The 23,347-nt window shown below is 71.8% G+C and carries 16 protein-coding genes; 2 read left to right on the top strand and 14 right to left on the bottom strand.

Annotated features, from left to right (window positions below):
• Positions 1–229: 229 nt before the first annotated feature.
• The 7 genes from ACFC1X_RS28125 to ACFC1X_RS28095 all read right to left on the bottom strand — a co-directional run bounded on the left by ACFC1X_RS28125 (position 230) and on the right by ACFC1X_RS28095 (position 9,513).
• Positions 230–1,933: a proline--tRNA ligase gene (locus ACFC1X_RS28125; protein WP_376358415.1), complete on the bottom strand. Its 1,704-nt coding sequence runs from the start codon at positions 1,931–1,933 to the stop codon at positions 230–232.
• 73 nt (positions 1,934–2,006) lie between these two features.
• Entirely contained in the window at positions 2,007–2,537 is a 531-nt protein-coding gene (locus ACFC1X_RS28120) for a GNAT family N-acetyltransferase (protein WP_376358412.1), read from the bottom strand.
• Positions 2,538–2,567: 30 nt separating this feature from the next.
• The gene (locus ACFC1X_RS28115; protein ID WP_376358409.1) at positions 2,568–3,416 is read right to left on the bottom strand and encodes a GNAT family N-acetyltransferase; all 849 of its coding nucleotides are present in this window, start codon (positions 3,414–3,416) and stop codon (positions 2,568–2,570) included.
• Between the two features lie 98 nt (positions 3,417–3,514).
• Entirely contained in the window at positions 3,515–4,672 is a 1,158-nt protein-coding gene (ispG, locus tag ACFC1X_RS28110; protein ID WP_376358406.1) for a flavodoxin-dependent (E)-4-hydroxy-3-methylbut-2-enyl-diphosphate synthase, read from the bottom strand.
• A 217-nt stretch (positions 4,673–4,889) separates the two neighbouring features.
• Positions 4,890–6,182 carry an RIP metalloprotease gene (locus tag ACFC1X_RS28105; protein WP_376358517.1) on the bottom strand — a complete coding sequence of 431 codons (1,293 nt, stop codon included), beginning with the start codon at positions 6,180–6,182 and terminating at the stop codon, positions 4,890–4,892.
• An 8-nt stretch (positions 6,183–6,190) separates the two neighbouring features.
• Positions 6,191–7,447 (bottom strand): 1-deoxy-D-xylulose-5-phosphate reductoisomerase, encoded by a 1,257-nt coding sequence (gene dxr / locus ACFC1X_RS28100; protein WP_376358403.1) that lies wholly within the window; start codon positions 7,445–7,447, stop codon positions 6,191–6,193.
• Between the two features lie 119 nt (positions 7,448–7,566).
• Entirely contained in the window at positions 7,567–9,513 is a 1,947-nt protein-coding gene (locus ACFC1X_RS28095; RefSeq protein WP_376358400.1) for an acyl-CoA dehydrogenase family protein, read from the bottom strand.
• 320 nt (positions 9,514–9,833) lie between these two features.
• On the opposite strand from ACFC1X_RS28095, the gene ACFC1X_RS28090 reads away from it, so the two are divergent.
• On the top strand, positions 9,834–10,847 hold the full coding sequence (locus ACFC1X_RS28090) for a LacI family DNA-binding transcriptional regulator (RefSeq protein ID WP_376358397.1): 1,014 nt from the start codon (positions 9,834–9,836) through the stop codon (positions 10,845–10,847).
• A 36-nt stretch (positions 10,848–10,883) separates the two neighbouring features.
• Here ACFC1X_RS28090 and ACFC1X_RS28085 read toward each other — a convergent pair whose 3' ends face one another.
• From ACFC1X_RS28085 to ACFC1X_RS28060, 6 genes are all read right to left on the bottom strand, one after another.
• Positions 10,884–11,597: a hypothetical protein gene (locus ACFC1X_RS28085; RefSeq protein WP_376358394.1), complete on the bottom strand. Its 714-nt coding sequence runs from the start codon at positions 11,595–11,597 to the stop codon at positions 10,884–10,886.
• Positions 11,598–11,632: 35 nt separating this feature from the next.
• Positions 11,633–13,840, bottom strand: coding sequence for a glycoside hydrolase N-terminal domain-containing protein (locus ACFC1X_RS28080; RefSeq protein ID WP_376358391.1), 2,208 nt, complete (start codon positions 13,838–13,840; stop codon positions 11,633–11,635).
• Complete coding sequence (locus ACFC1X_RS28075; RefSeq protein WP_376358388.1) at positions 13,837–15,813, bottom strand: beta-galactosidase; 1,977 nt, start codon at positions 15,811–15,813, stop codon at positions 13,837–13,839. The genes ACFC1X_RS28080 and ACFC1X_RS28075 overlap by 4 nt, the downstream gene beginning before the upstream one ends.
• On the bottom strand, positions 15,813–16,685 hold the full coding sequence (locus ACFC1X_RS28070) for a carbohydrate ABC transporter permease (RefSeq protein ID WP_376358514.1): 873 nt from the start codon (positions 16,683–16,685) through the stop codon (positions 15,813–15,815). Before ACFC1X_RS28070 ends, ACFC1X_RS28075 begins: the two co-directional genes overlap by 1 nt.
• A gap of 113 nt (positions 16,686–16,798) precedes the next feature.
• A complete protein-coding gene (locus tag ACFC1X_RS28065) occupies positions 16,799–17,839 on the bottom strand; it encodes an ABC transporter permease (RefSeq protein WP_376358385.1) in 1,041 nt (346 codons plus the stop codon).
• Positions 17,840–17,865: 26 nt separating this feature from the next.
• Entirely contained in the window at positions 17,866–19,551 is a 1,686-nt protein-coding gene (locus ACFC1X_RS28060) for an extracellular solute-binding protein (protein WP_376358383.1), read from the bottom strand.
• Between the two features lie 239 nt (positions 19,552–19,790).
• Between ACFC1X_RS28060 and ACFC1X_RS28055 the strand changes: the two genes are divergently transcribed.
• Entirely contained in the window at positions 19,791–22,649 is a 2,859-nt protein-coding gene (locus ACFC1X_RS28055) for a glycoside hydrolase family 3 C-terminal domain-containing protein (protein WP_376358381.1), read from the top strand.
• Here ACFC1X_RS28055 and ACFC1X_RS28050 read toward each other — a convergent pair.
• Positions 22,614–23,309 carry a response regulator gene (locus ACFC1X_RS28050; protein WP_376358378.1) on the bottom strand — a complete coding sequence of 232 codons (696 nt, stop codon included), beginning with the start codon at positions 23,307–23,309 and terminating at the stop codon, positions 22,614–22,616. The two genes, ACFC1X_RS28055 and ACFC1X_RS28050, sit on opposite strands and share 36 nt — an antisense overlap.
• Positions 23,310–23,347: the final 38 nt, after the last annotated feature.

The following is a 23,347-nucleotide window of genomic DNA, read 5'->3' as shown; positions in this document are numbered from 1 at the left end:
GTTGACGCGCCAACCGCTGCGGGCGGACACCCCCCGACACGACCCCTTCTCGCCGTACGCGGCTATCCCTCTTAGCTGCGGGCAGTCGTGCCGCTGGGGCGGCACGGGTGGGCGCAGCGGCACCCGGCAAGCGCCGGGCCGCGTCACCCACCCCCGGCCCGCACCCACGCCGGGTGCCACGTAGCGCCGGGTCAGGTCACCCACCCGGCGCACACGCCCCGGGTAGGGGTCAGTTGGTGAGGCGGGTGATGGCCTCTTCGAGGGGGAGTTCCTCTCGGGTGCCGGTGCGGCGGTCCTTGAGTTCCAGGACGCCCTCTGCCGAGCGGCGGCCGGCGACCAGGATCTGGGGGACGCCGATGAGTTCGGCGTCGGTGAACTTCACGCCCGGGGAGACGCCCGCGCGGTCGTCGACCAGGACGCGCACGCCGGCCGCGGCCAGCTTGTCGGAGACTTCGAGGGCCAGTTCGGTCTGGAGGGCCTTGCCGGCGGCGACGACGTGGACGTCGGCCGGGGCGACCTCCTTGGACCAGACGAGGCCCTTGTCGTCGGCGTGCTGCTCGGCGAGGGCCGCGACGGCGCGGGAGACGCCGATGCCGTAGGAGCCCATGGTGACGCGGGCCGGCTTGCCGTTCTGGCCGAGGACGTCGAGCTTGAGCGCGTCGGCGTACTTGCGGCCCAGCTGGAAGATGTGGCCGATCTCGATGGCGCGGTCCAGCTTGAGGCCGGTGCCGCAGTTCGGGCAGGGGTCGCCCTCCCGGACGACCACGACGTCGACGTAGGTGTCGACCTCGAAGTCGCGGCCCGCCACGACGTTCTTGGCGTGGGTGTCGGCCTTGTTGGCGCCCGTGATCCAGGCGGTGCCGGGCGCGACGCGGGGGTCGGCGATGTACTTCACCTTGTCACCCAGGCCCTGCGGGCCTACGTAGCCGCGGACCAGGTCGGGGCGGCCGACGAAGTCCTCCGCGGTGACCAGTTCGACCGCGGCGGGGGCGAAGTGGGCCTCCACCTTGTCCATGTCGACCTCGCGGTCGCCGGGGACGCCCACGGCCACGATCTCGCCGTCCACCTTGACCAGGAGGTTCTTCAGGGTGGCGGAGGCCTCGACGCCGAGGGAGGCGGCCAGGGTCTCGATGGTGGGGGTGTCGGGGGTGGGGATGTCCTCCGCCGCGGGTACGGAGGCCGCGTCCACCGGCTTGAGGGTGTACGTGATCGCTTCCGTGTTGGCGGCGAAGTCGCAGTTCGGGCAGTCGGCGAAGGTGTCCTCGCCGGCCTCCGCGGGGGCCAGGAACTCCTCGGACTTCGAGCCGCCCATCGCGCCTGCGGTGGCCGCGCAGATGCGGTAGTCGAGACCGAGGCGCTCGAAGATGCGCTGGTAGGCGGCGCGGTGCAGGGCGTAGGACTCGGCCAGGCCCTCGTCGGCGACGTCGAAGGAGTAGGAGTCCTTCATCAGGAACTCGCGGCCGCGCAGGATGCCGGCCCGGGGGCGGGCCTCGTCGCGGTACTTGTTCTGGATCTGGTAGAGGATGACCGGCAGGTCCTTGTAGGACGATGCCTGGTCCTTCACCAGGAGGGTGAAGATCTCCTCGTGGGTGGGGCCCAGGAGGTAGTCGCCGCCCTTGCGGTCCTGGAGCCGGAAGAGTTCGGGGCCGTACTCCTGCCAGCGGCCGGTGGCCTCGTACGGCTCGCGCGGCAGCAGGGCGGGGAGCTGGACCTCCTGGGCGCCGATGGCGTCCATCTCCTCGCGGACGATGCGCTCGATGTTGCCGAGGACCTTCTTGCCGAGCGGCAGCCAGCTCCAGAGGCCGGCGGCGGTGCGGCGCACGTAGCCGGCGCGGACCAGCAGCTTGTGGCTGAGGACCTCGGCGTCCGCCGGGTCGTCGCGCAGCGTCTTCGCCATCAACTTCGACATGCGCTGGACCGGTGCGTTGGCCATGGATCTCGTGTCTCCTGCTGCGTAAGGGTGGTGCTAGGAGGTTAGCCGGGTGGTCCTGCCCGGTGGAAATCGGTTATCGCCGGTGCAGCGGGAGCGGGGCGCCCATCACCGCGTACGGCTTGGGCGCGCTCGGGAAGAGGACCTGGCGGGCCAGGTCCTGGTAGCCGAGGGAGCGGTAGAGGCCGCGGGCGGGGCTCTCGGTGTCGATGGCCGAGAGGATCGAGCGGGGTTCCGTGGCGCTGTCGGTGATCGTGGTGATCAGGGCGCGGCCCGCGCCGCGGTTCTGGTGGGCCGGGTGGACGTGGAGCTCGGTGATGACGAAGGAGTCGTCGAGCCAGGCGTCCGTGCCCTGGGCGCGGAGGTACGGCTCGACCACGGTGGACCACCAGTGGGTGCGGTCGTTGGGCATGCCGTAGACGAAGCCGACGAGGTCGCCGCCGACGGTGGCCCCGAGGGCCCGGGCGCCCGGGTGGGTCATGTGGCGCAGGACGATCTGGCGGCGGACGGCGACCTCGTCGGGGCCGAGTCCGAACGCCGCGGCTTGGACGGCCAGGGCCTCGTCCACGTGCGCGGAGAGGTCCAGTGGGCCGATCACGAGGTCCATGGCGGGGAGCCTACCGCCCTGCCGCGGGGCTCAGAACAGCACGCTCATGAAGGCGCCGACCTCTTGGAATCCCACCCGGCGGTACGTCCGTCGTGCCGCCGTGTTGAAGTCGTTGACGTACAGGCTCGCCACCGGGGCCACGTCCGCGAGGGCGTAGCGCAGGACCGCCGCCATGCCCGGTGCCGCCAGGCCCTTGCCCCGGTACTCGGGGGCCACCCACACGCCCTGGATCTGGCAGGCGCGGTCGGTGGCGGCGCCGATCTCGGCCTTGAAGACGACCTTGCCGTCCGCGTCGAAACGGGCGAACGAGCGCCCGGAGCCTACGAGTTCGGCGACCCTGGCCTGGTAGAGCAGGCCGCCGTCGCCGGCCAGCGGGGAGATGCCGACCTCCTCGGTGAACATCGCCACGCAGGCCGGCATGACCCGGTCCAGCTCGTCCTTGCGCACGCGGCGGACGTAGGGGTCGGGGACGATGTCGCCGGGCATGCGGTCGGTGACCATGAGGGGCTGGCGGGTGCGGACCTCGCGGGCGGGGCCCCAGCCGGGTTCGAGCAGGCGCCACAGCTGGGCGGTCGGGTCGGCGGGGCCGACGATCGAGGAGCAGCGGCGGCCGGCCCGGCGGGCGCGGTCGGCGAAGGCGCGGACGGCGCGTTCGTTGGCGCAGATGGGGACGAGGTTGGCGCCCGCGTAGCACAGGGACGTCAGCATGCCGTGCTCGTACCAGCCCCACATCTCCCCGCCGAGGCGCCACGGGTCGAGTCCGGCGATGCTCACCCGGGCGGCCACGAAGGCGTTCGCGACCGGCTCGCTGTCGAGGATGGCGAGCGCGGCGTCCAGGTCGCTCGGTTCGAGCACGCGGGAGGTGGTCTGCGTCAACACGTGCGGGGGCCTCACCCTGAGATCTGCTGGTCCCCGCACTGTACCTGCCACGCATATGCCGCGCCGCCCTCCGGGCGACGCGGCCGGAGCGGGGAGGGTCAGCCCGCGATCGAGACGGAGGGCTCGCCGGACGTCACGCCGTCGGCCTCCATCTGCTCGGCGATCTTCATGGCCTCCTCGATGAGGGTCTCCACGATCTTCGACTCGGGGACGGTCTTGATGACCTCGCCCTTGACGAAGATCTGGCCCTTGCCGTTGCCGGAGGCGACGCCGAGGTCGGCCTCGCGGGCCTCGCCGGGGCCGTTGACGACGCAGCCCATGACGGCGACGCGGAGGGGGACCTCCATGCCGGTGAGGCCGGCGGTGACTTCTTCGGCGAGCTTGTAGACGTCGACCTGGGCGCGGCCGCAGGACGGGCAGGAGACGATCTCCAGGCCGCGCTGGCGCAGGTTGAGCGACTCCAGGATCTGGATGCCGACCTTGATCTCCTCGACCGGCGGGGCGGAGAGGGAGACGCGGATGGTGTCGCCGATGCCCTGGGAGAGCAGCGCGCCGAAGGCGACGGCCGACTTGATGGTGCCCTGGAAGGCGGGGCCGGCCTCGGTCACGCCGAGGTGCAGCGGGTAGTCGCACTGGGCGGCGAGCTGCCGGTAGGCCTCGACCATCACGACCGGGTCGTTGTGCTTCACCGAGATCTTGATGTCCCGGAAGTCGTGCTCCTCGAAGAGCGATGCTTCCCAGAGGGCGGACTCCGCCAGTGCTTCGGGGGTCGCCTTGCCGTACTTCTGGAGCAGGCGGCGGTCCAGGGAGCCCGCGTTCACGCCGATGCGGATCGGGGTGCCGTGGTCCTTCGCCGCCTTGGCGATCTCCTTGACCTTGTCGTCGAACTGCTTGATGTTGCCCGGGTTGACGCGGACCGCCGCGCAGCCCGCCTCGATCGCGGCGAAGACGTACTTGGGCTGGAAGTGGATGTCGGCGATCACCGGGATCTGCGACTTCCGCGCGATCACCGAGAGGGCGTCCGCGTCGTCCTGGGTGGGGCAGGCCACCCGGACGATCTGGCAGCCGGACGCGGTCAGCTCGGCGATCTGCTGGAGCGTCGCGCCGATGTCCGACGTACGGGTCGTGGTCATGGACTGCACCGACACGGGGGCGTCGCCGCCCACCGCCACGGCGCCGACCTGGATCTGCCGGCTCTTGCGGCGCTCCGCGAGCCTGGTCGGAACGTCCGGCATGCCGAGAGAAATCGCAGTCATCTGCTGTGCAACCCCAAGTCGTGGATCAAGGTCCGGCCCCGTTCTGCGGCGGGCTCCGGCATTCGAGATTACGGCACGCACATGAACGCCGGGGACACGGTGCGCGCGAGATGCACCCTTTGGCGTCCATCTGCCGGACGAACGGAGTGAAGCCCGACCCGGAGGGACAGGCTCTCCGGATCGGGCTTCTCATCGGATCGGTCGGATTGTTCCGATATCAGGAGATTCGTACGGGATTGACGACGTCCGCCACCAGTACCAGCAGCGTGAAGCAGACGAAGATGCCCGCCACCACGTAGGCCACCGGCATCAGCTTGGCGACGTCGAAGGGGCCCGGGTCGGGCCTGCGCAGCACCTTGGCCGCGGCTCGGCGCAGCGACTCCCACAGAGCGCCCGCGATATGGCCGCCGTCGAGCGGCAGCAGCGGGAGCATGTTGAAGAGGAACAGGGAGAGGTTGAAGCCGGCCACCAGCATGACGAACATGGCGAGCTGCTGGGTGGGCGGGATGTCCAGGGTGGCGATCTCACCGCCGACCCGGGCGGCACCCACCACGCCCATCGGGGAGTCGGCCTCGCGGGGTCCGTCCCCGAAGGCGGCGTCCCACAGGGCGGGGATCTTGGCGGGCAGGGCCGCGAGGGAGTCGACGGCGTCGCCGATCCGGTCGCCCATCCAGGTCACGGACTGGCCGAAGTCCTGCTTCACCACGCCGGTGGCCGCGCTGAAGCCGAGGAAGCCGGCGGTGACGTACTCGCCCTCGACGATCTGTCCGTTCGCGTCCTTCTTCGCGACCTGGTTGGTGGCGATGGTCGCGTTCAGGGTGATCTCCTCACCCTTGCGCTCGACGACGACCGGCACCTGCTCGCCCGGGTTGGCGCGGATCAGGTTGGACAGCTTGTCCCAGTCGTCGGTCCGTACGCCGTCGAAGGCGAGGATCTTGTCGCCCGCGCGCAGACCGGCCGCCGCGGCCGGGGAGGCCGGGTCGGACTTGGTGCAGTCGTCGCGGTTCTCCGTCTGTGAGATGACGCACTGGGAGACGGAGCTGACGGTGGTGGTCTGCTGCGAGATGCCGAAGCCCATGAGGACGGTGAGGAACAGCACCACCGCCAGGATGAGGTTCATGAACGGGCCCGCGAACATCACGATGACCCGTTTCCACGGCTTGCGCGTGTAGAACAGGCGCTTCTCGTCGCCGGGCTGGAGTTCCTCGAAGGCGGCCGAGCGGGCGTCCTCGATCATCCCGCGCCAGGGCGAGGTGGAGCGGGCCTCCATCCGTCCGTCGGGGCCGGGCGGGAACATGCCGATCATGCGGATGTAGCCGCCGAACGGGATGGCCTTGACGCCGTACTCGGTCTCGCCCTTCTTCCGTGAGAAGAGCGTCGGTCCGAAGCCGACCATGTACTGGGGCACCCGGATGCCGAAGAGCTTGGCCGTGGAGAGGTGGCCCAGTTCGTGCCAGGCGATGGAGAACAGCAGTCCGACGGCGAAGAGGACTATGCCGAGGATGAACATCAGGGTCGTCATGCACGGGCCTCCGCCGTCTGTGCCGCCAGTTGCCGGGCCCGGGCGCGTGCCCAGGTCTCCGCTTCGAGGACGTCCGCGACGGTGAGCGAGGTTCCCGTACGGGGGGTGCCGTGCTCCTCGACCACCCGCGTGACGGTCTCCATGATCCCGAGGAACGGCAGCGCGCCGGAGCGGAACGCCTCGACGCACTCCTCGTTGGCGGCATTGAACACCGCCGGGGCCGTGCCCGCGAGCTGTCCGACGTGCCGGGCCAGGTTCACCGAGGGGAAGGCCTCGTTGTCGAGCGGGAAGAACTCCCAGGTGGAGGCCTTGCTCCAGTCGAAGCTGGGGGCGGCGTCGGGGACGCGTTCGGGCCAGCCGAGGCCGATGGCGATGGGCCCGCCCATGTCGGGGGGCGTCGCCTGGGCCAGGGTCGATCCGTCCGTGAACTCAACCATCGAGTGGACATACGACTGCGGGTGCACGACCACCTCAATGCGGTCGAAGGGAATGTCGTAGAGGAGATGGGCCTCGATCACCTCCAGGCCCTTGTTGACCAGGGTCGCGGAGTTGATCGTGATCACCGGGCCCATCGCCCAGGTGGGGTGGGCGAGGGCGTCGCCGACGGTGACGCGGGCCAGCTGGTCCCTGGTCCGGCCGCGGAAGGGGCCGCCGGACGCGGTGACGACGAGCTTGCGTACGTCGGCGCGGGTGCCGGCGGCCAGGGCCTGGAAGAGGGCGGCGTGCTCGGAGTCGACCGGGATGATCTGCCCCGGCTTGGCGAGGGCCTTGACCAGCGGGCCGCCGACGATGAGCGATTCCTTGTTGGCCAGCGCGAGGGTGTGGCCGGCCTCCAGGGCGGCGAGGGTCGGAGCGAGTCCGATGGAGCCGGTGATGCCGTTGAGGACGGTGTGGCAGTCGGAGGCGGCCAGCCGGGTCGCCGCGTCCGGTCCCGCGAGGATCTCCGGGAGCGGCTCCCGGCCGTCGTACCGGGCGCCCAGTGCCTCGCGCAGCGCGGGGACGACGTCCTCTCGGGCGACGGCGACGGTCCGCGGCCTCAGCCGGTGCGCCTGCTCGGCGAGGAGGTCGACCCGGCCGCCGTTGGCGGACAGGCCGGTGACCCGGAAGCGGTCCGGGTTGCGCAGCACGAGGTCGATGGCCTGGGTCCCGATCGACCCGGTGGACCCGAGGATCACCACGTCCTTCGGGCCGTCGCCCGCCACCGGGTCGTAGACGAGGTGGGGGTCGGCGAGTGGGGCTGGACTGTCGCTCATCCCTCCATTGTGGCCGCAACGGCCCTCCGGGAGGACAGCGCGTCCCTCGCACGGGTGTCGCGGGGGGGGCGTGCCGGGCGGCGGTCCCGGCCGGAGGGCCGGGACCGCGGCTGCTTCGCTCAGCGGATGGGGCGGTGGACGTTCTCCCGCTGGGAGGCTCCTGGGGTCGCGTCCGCGATCCAGGGGCCGTCGCCCGACGGGTCGACGATGCCCTGTTCGAGCCACTCGTAGGCGCCGCCCAGCACGCCCTTGACGACCTTGTGGTCCAGGTCGTCGGTGTTGGTCCAGAGGCGGCCGAAGAGTTCCTCGACGCGGATCCGGGACTGGCGGCAGAAGGCGTCGGCGAGCTGGTAGGCCTCGCGGCCGTGGTCGTCGGTGGCGCGCAGGTGTTCGGCGCGGACGCAGGCGGCGCTCATCGCGAACAGCTCCGCGCCGATGTCGACGATCCGGCCCAGGAAGCCCTGTTTGGTCTCCATCCGGCCCTGCCAGCGGGACATGGCGTAGAAGGTGGAGCGGGCCAGCTTGCGGGCGGTGCGTTCGACGTAGCGCAGGTGGGCGGCGAGGTCGGGATGGCCGGAGGGGTGGAAGTCGGCGTAGGAGCGCGGGAGTTGGCCCGGTCCAGCGACGAGCTTGGGCAGCCACTTGGCGTAGAAGGCGCCGGCCTGCGCGCCCGCCTTCGCCTTGTCGGCCAGGGTCTTGTCGGGGTCGATCAGGTCGCCGGCGACCGAGAGGTGGGCGTCGACGGCCTCCCGCGCGATCAGCAGGTGCATGATCTCGGTGGAGCCCTCGAAGATGCGGTTGATGCGCAGGTCGCGCAGGATCTGCTCGGCGGGTACGGCCCGCTCGCCCCGCGCCTCCAGGGAGGCCGCGGTCTCGAAGCCGCGGCCGCCGCGGATCTGGACCAGTTCGTCGGCCATCAGACAGGCCATCTCGGAGCCGTAGAGCTTGGCGAGGGCGGCCTCGATGCGGATGTCGTTGCGGTCCTCGTCGGCCATCTGGGAGGAGAGGTCGAGGACCGCCTCCAGGGCGAAGGTGGTGGTCGCGATGAAGGAGATCTTCGAGCCGACCGCCTCGTGCAGCGCGACCGGCTTGCCCCACTGCTCACGCACCGCCGACCACTCGCGGGCGATCTTCAGGCACCACTTGCCGGCGCCGACGCACATGGCGGGCAGCGAGAGGCGGCCGGTGTTGAGGGTGGTGAGGGCGATCTTGAGGCCGGCGCCCTCGGGGCCGATGCGGTTGGCGGCGGGGACGCGCACCTGGTGGAAGCGGGTGACGCCGTTCTCCAGGCCGCGCAGGCCCATGAAGGCGTTGCGGTTCTCGACCGTGACGCCCTCGGAGGCGGCCTCCACGACGAAGGCGGTGATGCCGCCCTTGTGGCCCTCGGACTTCGGGACGCGGGCCATCACGACGAGCAGGTCGGCGACGACGCCGTTGGTCGTCCACAGCTTCACACCGTCGAGGACGTAGTCGTCGCCGTCCGGCACCGCGGTGGTGGCGAGCCGGGCCGGGTCGGAGCCGACGTCCGGCTCGGTCAGCAGGAACGCCGAGATGTCGGTGCGGGCGCAGCGCGGCAGGAACGTGTCCTTCTGCTCCTGGGTGCCGAACATCTTCAGCGGCTGGGGCACGCCGATCGACTGGTGGGCGGAGAGCAGCGCGCCGATCGCCGGGTTCGCGGATCCGACCAGGGCGAGGGCCTTGTTGTAGTAGACCTGGGTCAGGCCGAGACCGCCGTACTTGGTGTCGATCTTCATGCCGAAGGCGCCCAGCTCCTTCAGCCCCGTGATCACCTCGTCCGGGATGCGCGCGTCGCGCTCGATCACGGATCCGTCGATCTTCGTCTCGCAGAAGTCGCGCAGCTTGGCGAGGAACTCCTCGCCGCGCTGGACGTCGTCGTCGGCCGGCAACGGGTGGGGGTGGATGAGGTCGAGGCGGAAGCGGCCGAGGAACAGCTCCTTGGCGAAGCTGGGCTTGCGCCAGTCCTGTTCGCGGGCCGCCTCGGCGACCTGGCGGGCCTCACGCTCGGTGACCGTGGGCCGGGAGGAGGGGGTGGTTGCTGCGGACATGAGGCTCACCTCAACGATTCGTCCTGTGCGAACTTGCGGACGTACGTTACTAGTCGGTGCTACCCGATCGTATGTACCCGATCCCGGGCGACCCCACCACCCTTCGTGCGGCCGTTCGGCCGATGCCGCGGCGGGACGCCCGGAGCGATGAAGCGGAGGAGTACGCTGTCGAAGCGCTTCGACTGACTATGGACACCCGTCCACCCCGAAGCTACTGTCGAACCATTGTCGAACCACCCTCGTTCACCCCCGTCCGCCCCCGTCCGCCCCACATCAACCCCGCGCGCTGTCGAAGCGCTTCACAACGCTTGGAGAGCTGGATGGTCACCCTCGCCGAGGTCGCCCAGCACGCCGGAGTCTCCGCGAGCACGGTGAGCTATGTCCTCAGCGGCAAGCGGTCCATCTCCACCACCACCCGGCAGCGGGTCGAGGAGAGCATCCGCACGCTCGGCTACCACCCGAACGCCGGCGCCCGCGCCCTGGCCAGCAGCAGGTCGAACATCATCGCGCTCATGATCCCACTGCGCAGGGACATGTACGTGCCGGTGATGATGGAGATCGCCATCGCCGTCGCGACGACGGCGCGCACCTACGGGTACGACGTCCTGCTGCTCACCGGCGAGGAGGGCCCCGACGCGGTGCGCCGTGTCACGGGCAGCGGGCTGGCCGACGCGATGATCGTGATGGACGTCGAGCTGGACGACGAACGGCTGCCCCTGCTGCGGGGCGCCGACCGGCCGTCGGTGCTGATCGGGCTGCCGGCCGACACCGAGGGGCTGACCTGCGTCGACCTCGACTTCCGGGCGACCGGCGCGCTGTGCGTGGAGCATCTGGCGCGGCTGGGCCACCGCGACCTCGCCGTCATCGGCGAGGCTCCTGCGGTCTACGAACGGCACACCGGCTTCGCCGAACGCACCCTCGACGGGCTGCGCGGCGGGGCCCGGGAGCTGGGCCTGCGGCTGCTGCACCGGCCCTGCGAGGACGGGTACGACGCGATGGCCGCGACGCTCGCCCGGGTCTTCGACGAGCGTCCGGACACCACGGGCTTCGTCGTCCAGAACGAGTCGGCCGTCGAGCCGCTGCTCTCCCTGCTGCGCCGGCAGGGCCGGGCCGTGCCCGAGGACGTGTCGGTGGTCGCGGTCTGCCCGGAGCAGGTCGCCACCCATGCCTCGGTGCGGCTCACCTCGGTCGCCCTGCCCGCGCAGGAGATGGGCCGGCAGGCCGTGGAGCAGCTGATCGCCAAGCTCGACGGACGCGGGAGCGACGAGGTCGTGCTGCTGGCGCCGGAGCTGACCGTCCGGGCCAGCTCGGGACCGGCGCCCGCGCGGTCGTGAGCGCGGGGGCCGGCCCCCGGGCCGGGGCGCGGTGGGTCAGCCGCCGCTGACCGTCAGGTTGTTGGTGGTGAAGTCGAGGCCGCCGGCGGACGAGGTGATCTCGTAGCCGAACTGCACGTCACCGATGGTCTCGTCGCCCATCCAGCCCTTGGTGTCCTTGATCCACTTCAGGATCGGCAGGATGTCGACCGTGCCGGAGCTGGAGTCCGAGGTGCGCAGGAACGAGAAGACCTCGTTGGCGCCGTTGCTGCCCTTGTAGACGTTCCAGGAGTGGCCGCCGAGGGTGACGGAACCCTGTGGGCTGCCGAGCGGGCCGACGGCTCCGTGGTGGTTGACCCAGAGCATGATCTCGTAGTCGTAGTCCGTGTCCCAGATGTCGTACGACGTGTTGTAGGCGCCGGACGCCGGGACCGTGACGTCGTAGCTGCTGCGGAGCGAGCCGAGGGAGGTGATCGGCTTGTTGATCACCTTCTTGGCGTTCGGGTAGGACTTGATGCCGCCCGTGGCGGGGTGGTCGGCCCAGGCGCCCCAGTTGGTGCCGGAGTTGGCCCAGACGCACTGGGCGCCGGCGCCGGAGCCCCAGATGTTGTTGTAGAGGATGTAGCCGTCCAGGGTGGTGTTGCCCCACTGGTCGCACGAGTTCCAGACGGCGGCCTGGGCGGGGGCGGAGGCCGGGCCGAGGGTGGCGCCCAGGGCGAGGGCGGGGGCGAGGAGGGCGGTCAGGGTGCGGCTGCGGGTGCGTGGTGCCATGGGGTTCCTTCCATGGGTGGGGGGAGGTGCGGGGGCTACCGCGCCGGGACACCGGTGACGGTGAGGACGCGGTTCTCTCCGGCGACCAGGTCGAGCGGTTCGGCGCCGGAGGGGGTCCGGAGTTCGACGCGCAGCGTGCGGCCGGGGCGCAGGACGGCTCGCGCCCCGTCGGGGGTCCAGGTGAGGTCGAGTTCCGCGCCGAAGCGGGTGCGCACGCCCCGGAGTTCGCCCCGCGGGCAGGCGGCGGGCAGGGCGGGCAGCAGGACCAGCCGGCCGGGCGTGGACTGCACCAGCGCCTCGATGAGCACGGCGGGGAGGGCGTGTGCGGCGTCCGCGTTGTAGACGTCGCGGTGGGGGTAGTGGGCGCTCATCAGGGACGGGTGGAAGTAGTCCCCGTCGAGCACCCGGCCGAGGGCGTGGCCGACCCGGTCGCGGTCGCGGAGGCGGGCGGCGATCAGGGCGTGGTGCAGGTGGCCGTGGGCGGAGTCGTTCTCGGCGCCGCGCAGGACGAGGGCCCGGTGGGCGGCCTCGGCCAGGGCGGGGGTGTCGTAGGGGTTGATCTCGTGCAGCGGCCAGACGCCGTAGAGGTGGCTGAGGTGGCGGTGGTCGTAGCTGTCCGCGAGGCCGGGCCGGGCCCATTCGGCGAGGGCGCCGTCGGCGTTGGTCCGGTGCGGTGGGAGGCGGTCGGCGAGGGCGCGCCAGCGGTCGGCGTGCGCCGGGTGGTAGGCGGCCGCGGTCAGCAGGGCGTGCCGGGCGGCCGAGAGGTCCATGGCCGCGTCGAGGGTGCCCCAGCTCGCGTCCGCGGGGCGGTTCTCGGGCGAGTAGGAGGGGACGACGACCAGGTGGCCGTCGTCGTCGGTGTGGTGGAGGAAGTCCTCGTAGAACAGGGCGACTTCGGCGAGGGCGGCGGCGGTGCGGGGGTCGTGGGGGCCGCGGGTCTCGTCGTGGTCGACCAGGGGCGCCAGCAGCCAGTCGGCGCCGGCCGTCCACAGGTGCAGCGGGTACTCGCGGCTGAAGTGGCAGGTGTGCCCGGACTCGCCGTCGGTGTGCGCGGGTGCGACGACACCCCGGGTGCCGAAGATCGCGCGGGCGTTGTCCCGCCAGTCCGGGAGCTGGCGGTGGACCAGCGCGGCCTGGGCCTCGGTGACCTCGGGGAGGGCGGCGGCCACGGCGGAGGCGGTCTGGAGGTTGAGGTTGGCGTCGGTGGTGAACGCGCCGGACCAGGCGGTGTCCCAGTCGCCGGTCCACAGGCCGGTGAGCCGGGGCGGGAGCAGGCCGCTCGCCGACAGCAGATGGTAGCGGCCGGCGGCGAAGAGGCGTTCCAGGAGGGCGGTGCTCCGGGGGCGGGCGAGCAGTTCCGAGCCCGGCAGGGCGCGTTCGGCGGGGTCGGCGGCGAGGTCGAGGGTGACGCGTCGGTAGGCGGTGCGGTGCTGGGCGAGGTGCCGGGCGAGCAGGCCGTCGTACGACGCCGCGTCCGGCAGGTCCCGCAGGGCGCGGCTCTCGGCGACCACGTCCAGCTCGCCGGGGTGTCTGCGCACCCGGGTCAGCAACAGGACCTCGGTGGCGTCCTCGACGAGGACGCCAGGCGGCACGAGCTTCGTACGGCCGCCGGTGACGGTGGCCAGGGTGACGCCGGTGCAGGCCAGGTCGCTGCCGGGGTAACGGGCGCGCAGGGTGAGCAGGGCGCCCTCGGGGGTGAGGGCTGCGCCGTGCCCGACGGCCAGGTCGGCGGGGGCGCCGGGGAGGCGGTGGTCGAGGGAGAGGCCGAGGGTGAGGTGCGGGGCGGTGACGCGCTGGACGATCACGTCGTCGGCGCGGGAGACGAAGACGCGGCTGGTCCAGGCGGCGCGGGTGGCGGTGGTCTCGCCGGTGGTGAAGTCGACGCGGCGGCGATGGGGGGCGTCGGCGTCGTCGCCGGAGGGTCTGTCCAGGCGCAGTTGGAAGGCGGGGTGGAAGGGGCGGACCCAGTGCAGGGGGCGGCCGTCGGTGAAGGTCTCGGCGGCGGTGGTGTCGCCGGCCAGCAGGCGGGCCTGGAGCGCGGGGAGTTGGCCGGCGAGGCGGGGCGGGCGGCGGTGCTCGTCGCCGTTCGGGCGGACGAGGGTGTGGTGGGTGACGATGACCCGGTCGGCGTCCGGATCGCCGAACACGAGGGCGCCGTGGTGGCCGTTGCCGCTGAGGAAGGCGTCCTCCCAGCGGGCGGCGGGCTCGGGCTCCCAGGTGCCGTGCACGGGCGTGGCGCTCATGGGGCGGGCTCCGTGAGGACAGCCGCGCCGTGGCGGCCGAGGGTGACGCGGTCGGTGACGGTGGCGTCGGTCAGCAGGTCGCGGTGGGTGCCGGGGACGGCGACGGTGACGGGGTCGCGGCCGTGGTGGAGGAGGAAGAGCAGGTCGCCGCGGCGCACCGCCTCGACGTCGGCCGGGAGTCCGTCGAGCGCCGGGCGGACCCCGGCGTCGGCGGCGATCCGGGCGAGCAGGTCGCGCAGGGCGTCCGGTTCGGGGAGGGTCGAGAGGTACCAGGCGCCGCCCTTGCGCAGGACGGCCGGACATCCGTCCAGCTCGCCGCCCTGATACGGGATCACCTCGTCGGCGGTGGGGTCCGGTTCGATCTCCTCCGACCACAGGACGCCCCGGAAGCCGTCGCAGTCGGCGCGCTCGTCCTCCTCCAGGGGCCACCACTCGTGCAGGGTGCGGATGCCGAACAGCTCGCGCAGCCGGGCGTCCATGCCGCCGGGCCTGATCCGGTCGTCCTGGTCGGCGACGCCGGTGAGGAAACCGCAGACGAGTACGCCGCCGCCGCGGACGTGGGCGAGGAGGTGGTCGATCGCGGTGTCGGTGAGCGCGTACAGCTGGGGGACGAGGACCACCTTGTACGGGGTCAGGTCGTGGTCGGGGTGGGCGAAGTCGGCGGTGAGGTGGGCCCGCCACAGCGCGCGGTGCCAGGCGCGCAGGACGTCGGCGTGGTCGACGCGGGCGGAGGGGCGGGCCTCCTGGTCGGCGGCCCACCAGGAGTGCCAGTCGTGCAGGACGGCGATGTCGGCGGTGACGCGGGTGCCGGCGGCGTGCGGGCCGAGCTGCGCGAGGTCGGCGCCGAGCTGCACGACCTCCTCGTATGTGCGGCCCCGCGGGCCCGCGTGGGAGACCATCCCGGAGTGGAACTTCTCGGCGCCCTGCCTCGACTGGCGCCACTGGAAGTAGCAGACGGCGTCGGCGCCCCGGGCCACGGCCTGCAAGGACCACAGGCGGTTCAGACCGCGGGGCTTGGGGTGGTTCACACCACGCCAGTTGACGGGTCCGGCCGCCTGTTCCATGAGCATCCACGGGCCGCGTGCCTGGGAGCGGGTCAGGTCCTGGACGAGGGCGCCCTCCTGCGCGCCGTACGGGTCGCGCGGGTCGGGGTAGAGGTCGACGGAGACGACGTCCTCCTCCTCGGCCCAGCGCCAGGCGTCCTGGCCGGACCAGAGCGGCATGAAGTTGGTGGTGACCGGGAGGTGCGGGGTGTGGCGGCGGACGATGTCGCGCTCGGCGGCGAAGCACTCCAGGAGCATGTCGGAGGTGAACCGCCGGAAGTCCAGCACCTGCGCGGGGTTCCTCAGGTAGTGGGCGCGGCGGGGCGGCATGACCTCGGCCCAGTCGCCGTAGCCCTGGCTCCAGAAGGCGGTGCCCCAGGCGGTGTTGAGGGCGTCGAGGGTGGTGTACCGGTCCTGGAGCCAGCGGCGGAACCGGGTGGCGGCGCGGTCGCCGTGGTCGTAGGTGCAGTACTCGTTGTTGATGTGCCACATGGTGAGGGCGGGATGGCTCGCGTAGCGCGCGGCCAGGGCCTCGGTGATGGCGGCGGCGTGCCGTCGGTAGGTGGCGCTGGAGTGCGAGAAGTGCTGCCGGCCGCCCCACCACTCGGTGCGGCCGTCGGCGTCGCGGGGCAGGGTGTCGGGGTGCAGGTGGCCGAGCCAGGGCGGGGGTGAGGCGGTGGGGGTGGCGAGGACGACGCCGATGCCGCCCTCGTGCAGCAGGTCCATGACCCGGTCCAGCCAGGCGAAGTCGTGCACGCCGGGCCGGGGTTCGAGCCGCGCCCAGGAGAAGACGCCGACGGTGACGGTGTTGACGCCGGCGGCCCTCATCAGGCGGACGTCCTCGGGCCAGGTCTCCTCCGGCCACTGCTCGGGGTTGTAGTCGCCGCCGTAGAGGATGCGGTGCCGGGTCACGGCCGCGAGGTCCGGCATCAGCCCTTCACCGCCCCCGTGAGCATGCCCTTCCTGAAGTGGCGCTGGACGAACGGGGACAAGACGGCGACCGGCAGCAGGGCCATGACCATCACGGCCATCTGTACCGCGAGGCCGGAGAGTTCACCGGTCTTGATGGCCTGGCCGAGGCCGACCGGCGCCTCCTGCTTCTGGACCAGCTGGATCATGACGTTCTGGAGGGGCAGCATGTCCTGGTCGTTCAGGTACAGGGAGGCGTTGAACCAGGCGCTCCAGTAGCCGACCGCGTAGAACAGCGTGATCACCGCGACGACCGCGCGGGACAGCGGCAGCACGATCCGCCACAGGATGCGCAGGTCGCCCGCGCCGTCGATGCGGGCGCTGTCGATCAGCTCCGGGGAGATACCCATGAAGAAGCCGCGCAGCACCAGGATGTTGAAGACGCTGATCGCGCTGGGCAGGATCAGGGCGAGGTAGCTGTCCATCAGGCCGAGGGACTGCACCAGCAGGTAGGTGGGGATGAGGCCGGCGCTGAAGAACATCGTGGCCAGCAGCAGCATGAGGATCCAGCGGTGGCCGAGGGAGCCACTGCGGGAGAGTCCGTAGGCGCACAGCACGGACACCGCCATGGAGAACAGCGTGCCGACGAGCGTGACGCCGACGCTGACGATCGCCGCGCGGGTGACCTGGCCGCCGCTGAGCAGTTCCTGGTAGGCGACGAAGGTGACGTCCTTGGGGATCATCACCAGGCCGCCGGCCTCGTCGATGGTCCTGCGGGTGGACAGGCTGGTGACGACGACGATCCACAGCGGGAACAGGATCCCCAGGCAGGCCAGGAGCAGCACCAGCCCCTTGCCGGCGAGTCCGGCGCGGCTGGGCTCCTCCTCCCACACCGGGCGGGGCGGGGCCGCCCACCGGCCGGGCGGGCGCGCGGGCTCCGCGGCCTTCGCAGACCTCGCGGACTTCGGGGGCTTCGGGGACTTCGCGGACCTGTCGATGAAGGCGGTCACTTCTTGTACACCCCCTGCTCGCCCATCACATGGGCCACCTTGTTCGCGGCCAGGACCAGGCCGAGGCTGATGACGCCCTTGACGAGGCCGGCGGCGGCCGCGTAGCCGAAGTCCTGGTTGCGTACGCCGTTCCACCACACGAAGGTGTCCAGGACCTCGGCGGCGCCCGGCCCCACGGCGCCGCGCTGCAGGAGGATCTGTTCGAAGCCGACCGTCAGGGCGTCACCGACGCGGAGCACCAGCAGCAGGGCGATGACCGGCCGCAGGGCGGGCAGGGTGACGTGCCACATGCGGCGCCAGCGGCCCGCGCCGTCCATCGCCGCCGCCTCGTACAGGTCGGGACTGACCGAGGCGAGGGCGGCGAGGAAGACGATGATCCCCCAGCCGGCGTCCTTCCACACGCTCTGCGCGGTGATCAGGAACTTGAAGGTCTCCGGGTCGGTCATGATGTCGAGCCCGTCGTACCCGTGCGCCCGCAGCAGCTGGGAGAGGAGCCCCGCGCCGCCGAGCAGCTGCTGGAAGACGGCGACGACCAGCACCCACGAGAAGAAGTGCGGCAGGTAGAGGATGGCCTGCGAGATCGCGCGCACCCGGGGCCGGACCACGCTGTTGATGAGCAGCGCGAGCAGGATGGGGATCGGGAAGTAGAGCAGGAGCTGGAGGACGAAGAGGACGAGCGTGTTGCGCACCGCGTTCCAGAAGGCGGAGTCCTGGAAGATCCGCTGGAAGTTCTCCAGCCCCACCCACGGGCTGTGCAGGATGGAGACGACGCCGTTGTCGCTGAGGTAGGGGTCGTACTCCTGGAAGGCGACGACGTTGCCGAGGATCGGTACGTAGTTGAAGAGCAGCACCAGCAGGACGGCCGGCAGGGTCATCAGCAGCAGGACGCGGTCGCGGCGCAGCCTGAGCCGCAGGCCGGGCTTCCCGCCGGACGGTTTCCCCGGGGACCCGGGGCCGGCGCCGTGCGCCGCCGGGGGGTTCTCCTTCACTTCTGCTTCGGCCTCGGTGTCGGTCCGAGGCACCGTGCTGTGCGACACGGCGGTTCTCCTTGCCTCGGTACCTGTCAGCCGGCCGCGGAACCGTTCTCGTCGAGGATCTTCCGGTACCAGTCGCGGAGCTTGTCGCCGCCCTTGCTCTTCCAGTCGGCGACGGCCTGCTGCATGTCGCCGATCTTCTTGCGGCCGCGGACGACGTCGTCCTCCAACTGCTCGAAGTCGTTGGCGAGGTTGGTGTAGCGGGCGGGTTCGGTGATCTGCATGCCGTAGAACGCGGGCTTCGTCGTGACGGCGCCCATCCGCTGCTGCCACTCGACCTGCCCCCGGGCGACCTCGGGGAAGTCGGGGTGGGCGATGGTCGCGGCGGGGCTCGCCACCATCACGAAGGCGTTCATCACGTCGATGTTGCCCTGGTCGGTCTTGGTGGGCAAGCCGTCCTTCACGGTGTAGTGGGTGCCCTCCACGCCGTAGTTGGTCGCCATGTACTCCTTGGTGCCGTACGGCGCCGCGGTGACGTTGGCGACGGCCAGCACGTCGCGGATCACGGACTCGGGGGCCTTCTTGCTGACGAAGGCGAAGATGCTCGCCGGGTTCTGCGCCCACAGCGTGGGGGCGCCGCCGTCGTGCCCGAAGATGTCCATGCCCCAGATCTCGAACTCCGGGTTCTGCGTGGCCTGTTCGGCGGTGCGGCTCCACCACTGCGAGGAGTCCTGGTTGTAGACCAGGAACTCGCCGGCGGCGAACTTGGGGCCGGGGTCGGCGGCGTTGCTCTTGCCCAGCCTGGCGTCGGGGTGCACGACACCGGCGGCGAAGAGCTTGCGGGTCCACTCCAGCGCTTCGAGGTACTCGTCGGTCTCGATGCGGTACACGAGCTTGCCGTCGACCTCGTTCCAGCCGAGGGACTTCTCGTTGCCGGAGAGCACCCCGAAGGCGTTGAAGGCGGTCCACTTCATGTCCAGGCAGGCCCAGCGCTTGGCCTTCGCGCTGGTGGCGTCCTTGGCCAGCGCCATGAACTCGTCGCAGGAGCGCGGGACTTCGTAGCCCTGCTTCTCGAAGATGTCCCGCCGGTACAGCGGCACGATGCCGGTCACGTAGGAGGAGGGCATCGGCAGGCCGCGGAGCTTGTCGCCGAAGATGGAGCGCCGCCAGGCGTCGGTCGGGATCGCGGCGAGGTTCGGGTACTCCTTGACCGCGTCGCCGGAGAGGTGGGGGCCGAGGTCGGCGAACTTGCCGATGATGGCGCTGGGTATCCTGCCGGTCATGTTCCAGCCGGGCACGACCACCACGTCGGGCACCTCGCTGGAGGCGAGGACCGCGCCGAGCTTCTGGTCGTAGGTGTTGCCGTCCTGGTTCTGCCAGGCCACGTCGACGCCGATGAGGTCGTTCATCGCCCGGTAGTAGGCGTTGCCCTCCTTGGGCGGTGACCCCCAGAACGGGGACATGACGGTGACCCGGCCGCCCTTGCCGAGCTTCTCGGGCACCGAGGTCTTCAGGTCCGCGAGATCGAGCTTGCCGGTGAAGCCGACCGCGGAGCCGTTCTTGCTGGGGATGTCGGGGGTGACCACACCGGCCGCCACGTACGCCGGCAGCAGCTTCTCGGCGTCCTTGCCCGACGTGGTGCCGTCGCGCGAGCCTCCGTCGGATCCGCCGCAGGCGGAGAGCAGCGGCATTCCTCCGGCCACCGCCGCGGTGGCGACCGCGGTGGAGGCGAGGAAACTTCTCCGGCTGGGACCGGAGGCGGCGTTCGGCGTCATTTGCGTCAACCCTTCGTGGCGCACCGGGACACGCGGTGGTGGCCGTCGGCTGCGATGTGGGGAGGCTTAGTCGAAGCGCTTCGATGTTGCTGCGAGGTTAAGTGAACCCCTGGGGGTGCACAAGAGCCGATTCCAGATTGCACGCGGCGTGCTCAAGGACCTTGACACCCGCCTCTGCCGCGAACCAGCATCGAAGCGCTTCGAATGCGCTGGCCGATCCATCCCAAGGGGAACCCCACGTGACCGCATCCACGCCACCCGCGCCGTCCTTCCGTGATCCGCGCCTGCCGTTCGCGAAGCGCGTCGACGACCTGATGTCGCGGCTCACGCTCGACGAGAAGACCGGGTTCCTGCACCAGTTCGCGCCCGCCGTCGAACGGCTCGGCATCGCCGCCTTCCGCACCGGGCAGGAGGCGCTGCACGGCGTGGCCTGGATGGGCCCGGCGACCGTGTTCCCCCAGGCCGTGGGGCTCGGCGCGACCTGGAACGAGGACCTGGTGCGCCGGGTCGGCGAGGCGGTGTCCAAGGAGGCCCGGGCGATGCGCGCCCGCGACGACCGGGTCGGCCTCAACGTCTGGTCGCCGACCGTGAACCTGCTCCGCCACCCCCTGTGGGGCCGCAACGAGGAGGGCTACTCCGAGGACCCGGGGCTCACCTCCGCCCTCGCCACCGCCTACACCCGGGGCCTGCGCGGCGGACATCCGGTGTACTGGCGTACGGCGCCGGTCCTCAAGCACTGGCTCGCGCACAACAACGAGCGGGACCGGGACACCTCCTCGTCGTCCGTGCGCCCGCGCGTCCTGCACGAGTACGACCTGCGCGCCTTCCGCGCGACCGTCGAGGCAGGCGCGGTCGCCGGGGTGATGCCGGCCTACAACCTGGTCAACGGCCGCCCCAACCACGTCTCCCCCCACCTCGCCGGGCACCTGCGCACCTGGACCGAGGACGACCTGCTGGTCTGCTCGGACGCGGGCGCGCCCTCCAACCTGGTCGACTCCGAGCACTACTTCGCCACCCACGAGGAGGCGACGGCCGCCGCGCTCCGGGCCGGCGTGGACAGCTTCACCGACCACGGCACGGACTCCTCGACGACCCTCGCGCGCGTCCGGGGCGCCCTCGCCCGGGGCCTGCTGACCGAGGCCGACGTGGACGCGGCCGTGCGCCGCCAGCTGTCGGTCCGCTTCCGGCTCGGCGAGTTCGACCCCGAGCACGACCCGTACGCCGTCACGGCGGACACCGACGCGGACTTCGACACGCCCGAGCACCGGGCGCTGGCGCTGGAGGCGGCCGAGCAGGCGGTGGTCCTGCTGCGGAACGACGGCGTCCTGCCGCTGGCCCCCGACACCCGTGTCGCCGTCGTCGGGCTGCTCGCCGACGAGTGCAAGCTCGACTGGTACAGCGGCACGCTCATCCACCGCTCCACTCCGCTGGAGGGCCTGTACGAGCGGTTCGGCGCCGACCGGGTGAGCTTCGCGGAGGGCGTGGACCGGGTCCGGCTGCGCACCGCCGACGGGGCCCACCTGCACGTACTCCCTGCCGACGGCTCCGCCGACGAGGCGCACGGCGGCGAGGGCGCCCTCGACCCGGCCCTGCTGGCCGGCCGCACCGACCTGCCGCCGCTCACCACGGACGCCGTCGGCACCGAGTTCGCGCTGACCGACTGGGGCGAGGGGGTCATCACCCTGCGCGCCCCCGACGGCCGCTACCTGTCGGTCGCCGGGGACGGCCGCCTCCGTGCCTCCGCCGACCAGCCCGGCGGCTGGGTCGTGCAGGAGACGTTCCGTCTCGAACCGCATGGGAACGGTCACCTCCTGAGGCACCTGGGCACGGGTCGTCACGTCCGGGTCGCCGCCGACGGCGTGAAGGTTGCCGCCCCGGACGAGGACGCCGCCGAGGTCTTCGGCCTGGTCGTCACCGAGCGCGGCGAGGACGCGGTGGCGCGGGCGGCGGCCGAGGCGGACGTGGTCGTGGTGGTCGCGGGCAACGACCCGCACATCAACGGCCGGGAGACCGAGGACCGTACGACGCTGCGGCTGCCCGCCCACCAGGAGCGGCTGCTGCGCGCGGCCCGCACCGCCGGTCCGGCCACCGTGCTGACGCTGGTGTCCGCCTACCCGTACGCGGTGGACACGGAAGGGCTCGGGGCGGCGCTGTGGACCGCTCACGGCGGCCAGGCGGCCGGCACCGCGCTGGCCAGGGTCCTCGCCGGGGACGTCTCACCGGCCGGCCGGCTCCCGCAGACCTGGTACGCGGACGACGCCGACCTGCCCGATCCGCTCGACTACGACGTGATCGGCGGCCGTCAGACCTACCTCTACTTCGAGGGGACACCGCTGTTCCCGTTCGGGCACGGCCTGTCCTACGCGTCCTTCGGCTACGGCGACCCGGCGGCGCGGGTGGCGGACGGGCAGGTGTCGGTGTCCTTCTCCGTCACCAACACCGGGGACGTCACCGCCGACGAGGTGGCCCAGCTCTACGTCCGGGCCGGGTGCGGGTCGGTCCCGCGTCCGCGCCGGGAGCTGCTGGCACACCGACGGCTGGGCCTCGCTCCAGGCGAGACGGCCCGGGTGTCCTTCGACGTACCGCTGTCCGCCTTCGCGTTCTGGGACGTCGCGCACGGCCGGTGGCGGCTGGAGCCGGGGCCGTACGCGCTGCTGGTGGGCGCCTCCAGCGAGGACGTGCGCCTGGAGACGGCCGTCGTCCTGGACGGAGAGCCCGCCACGCCCCGCCCGGTGCGCGAACGCGGCCTGGCGGCGGCCGACTTCGACGAGCAGAGCGGCACGGAGATCGTCGACCGGACGAGGGTGGCGGGCGACGCGGTGACGCCGGTGGCGGACCGGACGGGTGAACTGCTCTACCGCGACTGCGACTTCGGGTCCGGCGTCACCGGGGTGACGGTGTCGGTGGCGGGCGGGGGCACAGTCGAGATCGCCCTCGACGGGGGGCCGCCGGTGGCGGTGCTGTCGCCGGAAGCGCCCACGCCGGGGCCGTACGCCTACGTGGACCTCGACGGCGCGTTCACCGCCGGGGGCGTCCACGACGTCCGTGTCAGGCTGCGCGGCTCACTGCGGCTCGCGCGCGTCGGCTTCTCCGGCTGAGGGTCCGCCGCCGGCCCGGACCAGGCCCAGTTCGTAGGCCACGATCACGGCCTGGGCCCGGTCCCGCAGTTCCAGCTTCGCGAACACCCGGTTGATGTGGGTCTTCACGGTGTGGTCGGTGATGGTGAGGCGGACGGCGATCTCCGCGTTGGACAGGCCCCGCGCGATCAGGGTCAGCACCTCCGTCTCCCGGACGGTGAGGTCGCCGGCCGCATGGACCGGCAGCCTGGACCCGCGCGCGTGGACGAACTCGGCGATCAGCCGCTTGGTGATGCCGGGCGAGAGCAGGGCGTCGCCGGCCGCCACCACCCGGACCGCGTGCAGCAGTTCGGGGAAGGTGGCGTCCTTGAGCAGGAAGCCGCCCGCCCCGGCGGCGAGGGCGTCGTACACGTACTCGTCGAGACCGAAGGTCGTCAGCATCAGGACCTTCGTCGTGCCGCCGGAGGCGGCCAGGATCTCGCGGGCCGCCTCGATGCCGTTGCGGTGCGGCATGCGGATGTCGAGGAGGGCGAGGTCGGGCCGGGTCTCGGCGGCCACCCGGACCGCCTGCACCCCGTCCGCCGCCTCGCCGACGACCTCGATGTCGTCCTGGGTGCCCAGGAGGTTCACGAAGCCGGTGCGGACGACCGCCTGGTCGTCGGCGACCAGTGCCCTGATCACACCCGTACCCCTCTCTGCCGCCGACGGCTCTCCCGCCA

Origin of the sequence: Streptomyces sp. NPDC056128, assembly GCF_042263835.1 — a bacterium.
In the GTDB taxonomy this organism is placed as follows: Bacteria; Actinomycetota; Actinomycetes; order Streptomycetales; family Streptomycetaceae; genus Streptomyces.
The sequence above is the reverse complement of the archived record's forward strand: the minus strand, read 5'-3'. Positions and strand labels throughout refer to the sequence as shown.

What these genes read in the sequence shown, in the direction of transcription:
- ACFC1X_RS28120 (WP_376358412.1), bottom strand. Translation starts at nt 2,537, where the DNA reads ATGGACCTCGTGATCGGCCCACTGGACCTCTCCGCGCACGTGGACGAG.
- ACFC1X_RS28080 (WP_376358391.1), bottom strand. Translation starts at nt 13,840, where the DNA reads ATGAGCGCCACGCCCGTGCACGGCACCTGGGAGCCCGAGCCCGCCGCC.
- ACFC1X_RS28060 (WP_376358383.1), bottom strand. Translation starts at nt 19,551, where the DNA reads ATGACGCCGAACGCCGCCTCCGGTCCCAGCCGGAGAAGTTTCCTCGCC.
- dxr (WP_376358403.1), bottom strand. Translation starts at nt 7,447, where the DNA reads ATGAGCGACAGTCCAGCCCCACTCGCCGACCCCCACCTCGTCTACGAC.
- ACFC1X_RS28125 (WP_376358415.1), bottom strand. Translation starts at nt 1,933, where the DNA reads ATGGCCAACGCACCGGTCCAGCGCATGTCGAAGTTGATGGCGAAGACG.
- ACFC1X_RS28085 (WP_376358394.1), bottom strand. Translation starts at nt 11,597, where the DNA reads ATGGCACCACGCACCCGCAGCCGCACCCTGACCGCCCTCCTCGCCCCC.
- ACFC1X_RS28090 (WP_376358397.1), top strand. Translation starts at nt 9,834, where the DNA reads ATGGTCACCCTCGCCGAGGTCGCCCAGCACGCCGGAGTCTCCGCGAGC.
- ACFC1X_RS28095 (WP_376358400.1), bottom strand. Translation starts at nt 9,513, where the DNA reads ATGTCCGCAGCAACCACCCCCTCCTCCCGGCCCACGGTCACCGAGCGT.
- ACFC1X_RS28075 (WP_376358388.1), bottom strand. Translation starts at nt 15,813, where the DNA reads ATGCCGGACCTCGCGGCCGTGACCCGGCACCGCATCCTCTACGGCGGC.
- ACFC1X_RS28105 (WP_376358517.1), bottom strand. Translation starts at nt 6,182, where the DNA reads ATGTTCATCCTCGGCATAGTCCTCTTCGCCGTCGGACTGCTGTTCTCC.
- ispG (WP_376358406.1), bottom strand. Translation starts at nt 4,672, where the DNA reads ATGACTGCGATTTCTCTCGGCATGCCGGACGTTCCGACCAGGCTCGCG.